This is a genomic window from Synechocystis sp. LEGE 06083 (genome assembly GCF_015207725.1).
Lineage (GTDB): Bacteria > Cyanobacteriota > Cyanobacteriia > Cyanobacteriales > Microcystaceae > Synechocystis > Synechocystis salina.
The window spans coordinates 1-8,758 of the sequence record NZ_JADEWJ010000161.1 but is presented as its reverse complement, the minus strand read 5'-3'; the positions used below and the strand labels follow the sequence as shown (position 1 = coordinate 8,758).

Here is an 8,758-nt window from a genome sequence, read left to right as displayed (position 1 = left end):
ATTTACAGGGGCCCAAAATTCGGGTGGGCAAATTTTTGAATGATGCGGGCTCTGTACAACTGAAAAACGGTGACCCCTACATTCTTACCAGTCGCCCGGTGGAGTGTACTGAAATTATTAGTTCCATCAGCTATGAGCATTTAGCGGATGAAGTTCCCTCTGGGGCAAGGATTTTGCTCGACGACGGCAAACTGGAAATGCTAGTGGAGGAAATTGACCGGGTCAATCGGGATCTGCACTGTCGGGTAATTGTGGGGGGGACCCTTTCTAGCAATAAGGGGGTTAACTTCCCTGGGGTTTGTCTTTCCGTTAAGGCGATGACGGACAAGGATAAGGAAGATTTGATGTTTGGCCTTGACCAGGGGGTGGACTGGGTGGCCCTGAGCTTTGTGCGCAATCCCCAGGACATTGATGAAATCAAAGGTTTAATTGCGGCGGCGGGAAAATCAGTACCGGTGATCGCCAAAATTGAAAAGCACGAAGCCATCAAGGATATGCAGGCGGTGCTGGAAAAATGTGATGGGGTAATGGTGGCCCGGGGGGACCTGGGGGTAGAGCTGCCGGCGGAGGATGTGCCGATTTTGCAGAAAAAGCTCATTGCCACCGCTAACCGTTTGGGCATTCCCGTGATTACCGCCACCCAAATGCTGGACAGTATGGTTAACAGTCCCCGACCCACCAGGGCTGAGGTATCCGATGTGGCCAATGCCATCCTCGATGGTACCGATGCGGTGATGCTTTCCAATGAAACGGCGATCGGGAAATTTCCTGTGGAAGCGGTGGCAATTATGGCCAAAATTGCGGAGCGCATTGAGCAAGAAGATATCAACCCTTCCCAGGCGGAAGCCAGCCGTACGTCCATCCCCAACGCCATTTCCAGTGCAGTCAGCCAGATTGCGGAAACCCTCAACGCCGCAGCCATTATGTCCTTGACTAAAACCGGCTCCACTGCCCGCCATGTGTCCAAGTTCCGCCCCAAAACCCCCATTCTGGCCGTTACTCCCCATGTGGACGTGTCCCGTCAGTTGCAATTGGTGTGGGGAGTTAAGCCTCTCCTAGTGTTAGATTTACCTTCCACCAGTCAAACGTTCCAAGCCGCCATTAACGTGGCCCAGGAAGACCATTTTCTCCGGGATGGGGACCTGGTGGTGATGACTGCTGGGACATTGCAGGGGGTGGCTGGCTCCACCGATTTAATTAAAGTGGAAGTGGTCAAGGCCATTCTCGGTCGGGGCGTAGGCATTGGCCAGGGGGCCGTCAGTGGTCGGGCTAGGGTAGCGGCGCATCCCCAGGCGATCGCCCAGTTTACCCAGGGAGAAATTTTAGTAGTACCTTCTACCAACGCTGACTGTGTGGAGATGATGCGACGGGCAGCGGGCATTATCACCGAAGAAGAAAGCCTAACCAGCCATGCAGCCATCATTGGTTTGCGGCTGGGGGTGCCGGTGATTGTGGGCTTTAAGGGAGCTACCCAAAAGATTCGGGACGGAGCCATTGTCACCATTGATGCCCAAAAAGGCTTAATTTATTCCGGGGCTTTACCCCCAGTGTCCAAAGGATAGAAGCTGGTTCTGGGCCAAGGGGTAGGGCTAAAACGGGAACCATCGTCCCGATGGAGTCCTCCATCCTCTGGCCCCTGGACCAGTAACATTTTGGTAGAATCAACGGGGTTCTTTCCCCGACGTAGTTTATTCCTTTGCAGAAAAAATCTTCCCTTAAGTCCCGTTACTGGCTGTTAATCCCCTATATTCGTCCCCATCGGCGTACCATTGGGCTGGCTTTTCTTTGTACTCTGCTATTCACCGTTTTTTGGCCTATCCTCGCCTGGCTGGTGGGGCGCATGGCCAAATACATCGGCGAGGGGGATGTGCGCTCCATTTTGATTATGGCAGGGGTGGCGGCGGTGATTTTTTTGGTGCGGGGCATGGCCCAGTATGGTCAGGATACCCTCATGGCCAAGGCCGCTCTCAATATGGCGTTGACCCTGCGGGAAAAAACCTACGCCCATTTGCAGCGATTAAGCCTGAGCTATTTTGAGGAGGCAAAAACGGGAGACCTATCCTATCGACTCACCGAGGACATTGACCGCATTGGTGAGGTGGTGAATAAGTTATTTCACGATTTTGTTCCTTCGGCGTTGCAATTGGTGGTGGTGTTCGGTTACATGTTTTATCTCAACTGGGCCCTCACCTGTGCGGTGTTGGTCATTGCCCCCCTTATGGCAGTGTTAATTGGCTTTTTTGGGGAACAGTTGTTGAAGTTCAGCCGCCGTAGTCAAACCCGCATTTCCAATTTGTCTTCTCTGTTGACGGAAACGTTGGGGGCTATTCGTTTAGTCAAAGCCTTTGCCGCCGAAGATTACCAATTGGATTTATTCCGGGAAGAGGCTCAGCAACATCGGCGATCGCAGTTTTTGGCCGAACGCATGAAGGCATTGCAGTTTGTGGTGGTGGGATTTTTGGAAGCCATGGGGGTAGTGGTGTTATTTTGCCTGGCGGCTTGGCAAATTTCCCTCGGCAATTTAACCGGCATTGAATTTATTAGCTACGTCACTGGGGTGGCCATGCTCATTGACCCCATTAGCCACATCACCAGCAATTACAATTTGTTCAAACAGGGGGAAGCCTCCGTTGACCGCATTTTTGAAATTTTTGCCCTGCAACCTTCGGTGGAAGATAGTCCCACTGCCGTGGCCATTGATCATCTCCAGGGGGCGGTGCATTATGAGAACGTCGATTTTGCTTACCTAGAAAATAAACCGGTTTTGAGTGGGATTAATTTACAGGCCGAGCCGGGGGAAATGATCGCCTTGGTGGGAGCTTCCGGGGCCGGTAAGAGCAGCTTGGTGAACCTATTGATGCGGCTCCATGACGTCACCGGCGGCTGTTTACGCATTGATGGCCACGCCATTGATAGCATTACTTTGAAAAGTTTGCGGGAGCAAATCGCCATTGTTCCCCAAGAAAATATCCTTTTTTCTGGCACGATCGCCCAGAATATTGCCTTTGGCAAAACGGACTTAGACCTAAAGGCCATTGAGGAAGCAGCTTGCATTGCCAATGCCCACCAGTTCATTACGGAGTTGAGCCAGGGCTATTACACCTATGTGGGGGAACGGGGAGTCACCCTGTCTGGAGGCCAACGTCAGCGCATTGCCATTGCCCGGGCAATTTTACGCAATCCCAGCATTTTAATTTTAGATGAGGCCACTTCAGCGTTGGATTCGGAGTCGGAAGCGTTGGTGCAGGAAGCTTTGGAGCGCATTGTCCAGCAAAGAACCGTGTTTGTCATTGCCCATCGCTTGGCCACGGTGCGTAAGGCCACCCGCATTGTGGTGTTGGAACGGGGGGAAATTGTTGAAATGGGTAGTCATCAGGAGTTAATGGCCCACCAAGGCCGCTACGCCCGTTTCCATGCCCAACAGTTCGCTTCCTAGACCGGAAAAGGTTGCCAATTTTTGCCCCGTTGAGTAAGAAAATGTATCTGAAGAAACTTTATTTACGGGCCTTTCGCAATTACCTCGAAGAGGAGGTGGAATTTTCTGCTCAAAAAACCATTTTGGTGGGCAATAATGCCCAGGGAAAATCTAACTTATTGGAAGCAGTAGAACTATTAGCAACCCTAAAAAGTCATCGTACTAGCCGGGACCAGGAATTAGTTTTAGATGGGGCGGCCAGTGGTCAAATTAAAGCTTTACTGGAAAGACAATACAGTGTGGCGGAGTTGGAGATTGACCTGCGGCGATCGGGCCGGCGCAATCTACGCATTAATCAAAACCAATGCCGCCGCCAGTTAGATTTTTTGGGTTGCTTAAATGCAGTGGAATTTTCCTGTTTAGATTTAGATTTGGTCAGGGGCGCACCGGACTGCCGTCGCCAGTGGCTGGATACTTTATTAACCCAACTAGAACCCCTCTATGCCCATATCTTGGCCCAATATCAACACATTGTTAAGCAGCGCAATGCTTTACTGAAAAGCCTCCGACAGCAGTGGGAAACGGGTCTAGCTTTGGGGGAAGAATTAAGCGCTTCGTTGGAACTCTGGGACCAACAGTTGGTGGAAATGGGCACTAGGGTGGCTCGCCGTCGGGCGAGGGGCTTGGCCCGGCTGGCTCCTCTGGCCCAAGAGTGGCATGGATGCATTAGCGGCGGCAATGAAACCCTCACTGTGACCTATCAGCCCAATGTGATCTGGGAAGGGGATGATCCTGATGTAGTACACGAGGCTTTTTTGGCAAGATTGGCCCAACGGCGATCGGCAGAATTGCATCTAGGGGCAACGGTGGTGGGGCCCCATCGGGACGAAGTGGGGTTTGTCATTGATGAAACCCCGGCCAGAACCTATGGCTCCCAGGGACAACAACGCACCCTGGTGCTGGCATTGAAATTGGCCGAATTAAGTTTAATTGAAACGGTAATTGGGGAGCCGCCTCTGTTGCTATTGGACGATGTCTTGGCCGAGTTAGACCTCGATCGCCAGGGGCAATTGTTGATGGCCATTGAAGACCGTTTTCAAACCCTAATCACCACTACTCACTTAAATCGTTTTGATGACCGTTGGCGGCGATCGGCTCAAATTCTGCAGGTGAATGAGGGTCAACTAGAGGAACGATGGCCATCGGAAATTGACTGATGTTTGATGAACTGAGCCAGACTTGTTGAATATCGACAGAAAACTCAAACTACAGAAAAAATGACTGATGTACGATCTCCTCACCGACAAAGTACGAATTAACCATCCGCTTTAATGCCCCTATCGTCAGAAAATGGTGTAGTAACCATTGCCAAAAAACTTCGCAAAACGCTAAGATCAAATTGTGGTTAACCCCATAGTCGAGGAAAGCAGATGATGGCTGTCAACCCCATCTTGAGCAACGTTGCCTATGCACATCATCTCGAAAACTGCCCTGAAGCAATTCTGGGAAAAGCATCCAAATGCCAAAGCGAGCTTAACGGTTTGGTACAAAATCACCAGCCATAGCCACTGGAAACATTTAGATGATGTTCGTCAAACCTTTCCCCATGCCGATCCAGTTGGGCAACTAACTGTATTTAACATTGGTGGGAATAATTATAGGCTCATCACCAAAATTGTCTTTCCCACCAAAGAAAGCAATAGTGGCCGAGTTTATATCAGAGCCGTGTTAACCCACGCAGACTATAGCAAAGGTAATTGGAAAAAGGATTCATGGTTCAAATCATAAATCTAATTTCCTAAAAGATTAAGGAATAGCTAACTTAGAAAAAATCCTAAAATCATCTTGCTTTCCTCTTTAAACACTTAATTTTTCAGATTAATCTTTGTCAAAAATAAATTACCCTACTTGCCATAAAAATATTGCTATGAGCGTTACATACTTAAACTTAATTCAGTCTTTCCCCCCCCGACCCATTCGCTCCGCCCAAGAGCTTGAAGCAACTCAAGCAGTGGTTAATAATCTGCTCGATACAGAGGCGTTAACCGCTGACGAAGAAGATTACTTGGAAGTTCTTGGCACCTTAATCTACGAATACGAACAACAGCAAGGGGATATTATTTCTGATATCCATGGTGTAGAACTTCTGCAAGTTTTAATAGAAGAAAATGAATTAAAGCAAAAAGATCTAGTGCCAATTTTCAAAACAGAATCGATTGTTTCTGCGGTGTTGAATGGCAAGCGACAACTCACAACCCGCCATATCCAAGAATTGGCCGCATTTTTCCATGTCTCACCGGCTGTATTTTTCCCTGCGAATTCTTCTGGGGATTTTTTTGTCGCCTAAATTAATCTCTGGGAATATAAAATTAAGCCCTGAATATCTTCATTCTGGAAAACCAATCCAATAAGTGATGCAAATATTCGTAGGGGCATTGGCATGAGTTGCCAAGAGTTTGTTGCAGGAACAAAATTGCTGCGCCATCACAACAACAATTGACTCACCCCAAAAGTTATCGCTCTCCTATCAGAAAAGGGAAGATAGAAAAGCGATAGTTGCAATCTCCTGATTTTGGCTCGATCAGCTGTATGTAGAACTTTCACAGACAGATTACCAGGGCAAAATACTGCCATCCCAACTATAAAACGTGCCACTATTTTCTGATTTTACCTGCAACAAAATCGCCATTAATTGCCCCACAGTGCGCTCTACAGTAAATAACTTTTCTGGGGGAACATTTTTCTGAAATGGCTGAGACAAGGAAGTATCAGTGGTGCCAGGATGGAGCAAAATTACTGTACATTGGGGCGCAACTCGACGGTATTCGATCGCCGTATTTTTGAGCAACATATTCAGCGCCGCTTTAGAAGCACGGTAACCGTACCAGCCGCCCAACTGGTTATCGCCAATGCTCCCCACTTTAGCGGAAATAGTAGCAAAAACACTGGGGGAAGCATGGCGGAAATGGGGCAAAAAATGCTTGGCTAACAACACCGGGCCAATGCTATTAACGACGAAATATTGCTGTAACTGTGATGGCTGTAAATGGCGCAAACTTTTTTCTGGTGGGTTGTCATCCACATGGAGAATGCCCACACAATTGATCAGCCAATTAACTTCGGTTTTACCCAATTGCTGACTAAATTGTGCAATCTGACTTTCTGAAGTAATATCCAACGACACTAGGGTTAAACGGTCAGAATTTTCCTTGGCTAAATGATCCAACTCGTCGATCGCCTGGCGGTAGGTGGCCCAAATTTTGACCGGAAAGGGAACTTGGGTAAGGAAATAACGCACAAAACCTAAACCAATGCCCCCGGATGCCCCCACTATGACCACCGTTTGGGGATGATTGTGGGCGGAGAAATTCTGGTTTGCCATGGATTCAACCAACCAAAAAATGGTTAAGGATTAAGGAAATGGAAGGTAAAGGGCAAGCGGGCATAAATACCCTGGGGATCATTGAATTGAGCCAACTCTGTCAATTCCCGCTCCAACTGTTGCCAATTGCTTTGCAGAAATGGTGGTAGGACGACGGAGTTCTGGGTGAAACTATGGCTGAAATTGCTCCATAGGAGGGAATTTAGCCCCCTCGGGGTGGGATATTCCTTTACTTGCCATTGCTCTCCCAACTCTGCTTGGGCCGCCGCTAAGGTCAAAGCCGTTTGCAGTCCCCCCAGTTGATCCACTAGCCCAACTTTTTGAGCTTCCACTCCAGTCCAAACTCTCCCCTGGGCCACGGAATCCAAGGCGGCGGGGGGTAAATTGCGGGCACTGCCTACCTTGTCTAAAAAAACATCGTAAACTCTATCCACCGCCCGTTGGAAAATAGCTAACTCCAACTCGGTTTTGGGTTTAATGCTGGAACCTACATTGGCCAACTCTCCAGTCGCCACTTCGTCCCAGTTTAGCCCCAGGCGATCGCCTAAATTTTCCACGTTAAAGAGAATGCTAAAAACCCCAATGGAACCGGTGACGGTGTTGGGTTGGGCAACAATTTTTTCCCCAGCAGTGGCAATCCAGTAACCACCGGAAGCCGCCACATTGCCCATGGAAATAATCACTGGTTTCTGGGCCTGCAAAAGCTCCACTTCCCGCCAGATAATATCCGCCGCACTGGCGCTACCACCGGGACTATTAATTCTGAGTACCACCGCTTTAATGTCATCATCCTGACGAATAGTTCTTAACAGTTCCCCATAGCGATCGCCGCCGATATTTTCCCAGGTGCCCCTACCATTAACAATGGAACCTTCTAGGTAAACAATGGCTACTTTGGGGCCTTGGTCGTGGCTTTCGGCTTCCCATGTTTGCAGCCGATGGTATTCAGCCAAACTAATTTTTCTAAACTCCTGTTCTTCTTCTTCTTCCGCTTCATCGGAGTCATTAATCCAAACCCCTGACTGTTTTAACTCCGCCAAAGCTTCATCCCAATAGGTCACTTTGTCCACCAACTTTTCCCTTAGGGCTATGTCGGCAAAGAGTAAACCTTCTTCATTGGCGATCGCCTGGAGTTGGGGCACTGTTAATGAACGATTATCAGCAACACTGGTTAAATAAATTTGCCAAATTTGCTCTAGCAGGAGCTGTTGTTGCTGGCGATTTTCTGGACTTAGGTTTTCCCTGGTGTAAGGTTCAATGGCCCCTTTGTAGCTACCCACCCGCAGGGTCTGTACCCCAATGCCAGCCTTGGCCAACGCTCCAGTAAAAAAAATTGGCTGGGTTCCCAAGCCGTTCATTTCCACCCCACCCATGGGATTAATTAAAATGGAGTCGGCAGTGGAAGCCAAATAGTAGCCTAGTTCACTATAGTTAAGGCCGTAGGCAATAATCTTTTTGCCCGATTGTTTAAATTTAGCTAAGGCCTGTTGCACCTCACTTAAGTTGGCATAACCTTCCACTTGGTTACTGCGACGACCATCAATTAATAGGGCCACAATGCGGTCATCTCCGGCGGCCTTTTCAATGGCATTAACCACCGTCCGCAGGGGTAACATTTCTTCCCGATTGCCCAGTAAACCCTGCTGTAAATTGAGGGTGGGGCTGGTGTCCCGAATGGGGGTAGCTAGATCGAGAATGAGGGCAGTTTTTTCCTCCAGTACGGGGTCTGCCTCAGCCGCAATCAGTACGAACAACAACACCAAACTGCTGGCCCCAAGGCTAAGCAAAACCACAATGGCTGCCAAGGTTCCGAGGAAACTAGCCACCATTTGCTGGAAAAAATTCTTCATGCTGGCTGACTGCGTGCTAATTCCTGGAGGGCTTTACGGTCAAGTTTAATCTCAATTTGATCGTTTTCCTTGGTGCCTAGGGTGCGGTAGGCGGAGCCTAGATAGAGGGGT

Annotated in this window: 7 protein-coding genes; 5 read left to right on the top strand and 2 right to left on the bottom strand. The window is 48.9% G+C overall.

Annotated elements, in window-relative coordinates; all coding sequences use genetic code 11:
- The 5 genes from pyk to IQ219_RS12655 form a co-directional block, all read left to right on the top strand.
- A partial coding sequence (gene pyk, locus IQ219_RS12675; protein ID WP_194072843.1) for a pyruvate kinase occupies positions 1 to 1,562 on the top strand: 1,562 nt, incomplete at its 5' end.
- Between the two features lie 212 nt (positions 1,563 to 1,774).
- Positions 1,775 to 3,436, top strand: a complete 1,662-nt coding sequence (locus tag IQ219_RS12670; RefSeq protein WP_228017036.1) for an ABC transporter ATP-binding protein — start codon at positions 1,775 to 1,777, stop codon at positions 3,434 to 3,436.
- Between the two features lie 41 nt (positions 3,437 to 3,477).
- A complete protein-coding gene (recF, locus tag IQ219_RS12665) occupies positions 3,478 to 4,632 on the top strand; it encodes a DNA replication/repair protein RecF (protein ID WP_194072842.1) in 1,155 nt (384 codons plus the stop codon).
- A gap of 250 nt (positions 4,633 to 4,882) precedes the next feature.
- Positions 4,883 to 5,203: a type II toxin-antitoxin system HigB family toxin gene (locus IQ219_RS12660; RefSeq protein ID WP_194072841.1), complete on the top strand. Its 321-nt coding sequence runs from the start codon at positions 4,883 to 4,885 to the stop codon at positions 5,201 to 5,203.
- Positions 5,204 to 5,342: 139 nt separating this feature from the next.
- Positions 5,343 to 5,762, top strand: a complete 420-nt coding sequence (locus tag IQ219_RS12655; protein WP_194072840.1) for a type II toxin-antitoxin system HigA family antitoxin — start codon at positions 5,343 to 5,345, stop codon at positions 5,760 to 5,762.
- A gap of 264 nt (positions 5,763 to 6,026) precedes the next feature.
- Here IQ219_RS12655 and IQ219_RS12650 read toward each other — a convergent pair whose 3' ends face one another.
- Together IQ219_RS12650 and sppA are read right to left on the bottom strand one after the other, a co-directional pair.
- The gene (locus tag IQ219_RS12650; RefSeq protein ID WP_194072839.1) at positions 6,027 to 6,797 is read right to left on the bottom strand and encodes an SDR family NAD(P)-dependent oxidoreductase; all 771 of its coding nucleotides are present in this window, start codon (positions 6,795 to 6,797) and stop codon (positions 6,027 to 6,029) included.
- 23 nt (positions 6,798 to 6,820) lie between these two features.
- On the bottom strand, positions 6,821 to 8,647 hold the full coding sequence (gene sppA, locus IQ219_RS12645) for a signal peptide peptidase SppA (RefSeq protein WP_194072838.1): 1,827 nt from the start codon (positions 8,645 to 8,647) through the stop codon (positions 6,821 to 6,823).
- Between the last annotated feature and the right edge of the window lie 111 nt (positions 8,648 to 8,758).

What these genes read in the sequence shown, in the direction of transcription:
- recF (WP_194072842.1), top strand. Translation starts at nt 3,478, where the DNA reads ATGTATCTGAAGAAACTTTATTTACGGGCCTTTCGCAATTACCTCGAA.
- IQ219_RS12660 (WP_194072841.1), top strand. Translation starts at nt 4,883, where the DNA reads ATGCACATCATCTCGAAAACTGCCCTGAAGCAATTCTGGGAAAAGCAT.
- IQ219_RS12655 (WP_194072840.1), top strand. Translation starts at nt 5,343, where the DNA reads ATGAGCGTTACATACTTAAACTTAATTCAGTCTTTCCCCCCCCGACCC.
- IQ219_RS12650 (WP_194072839.1), bottom strand. Translation starts at nt 6,797, where the DNA reads ATGGCAAACCAGAATTTCTCCGCCCACAATCATCCCCAAACGGTGGTC.
- sppA (WP_194072838.1), bottom strand. Translation starts at nt 8,647, where the DNA reads ATGAAGAATTTTTTCCAGCAAATGGTGGCTAGTTTCCTCGGAACCTTG.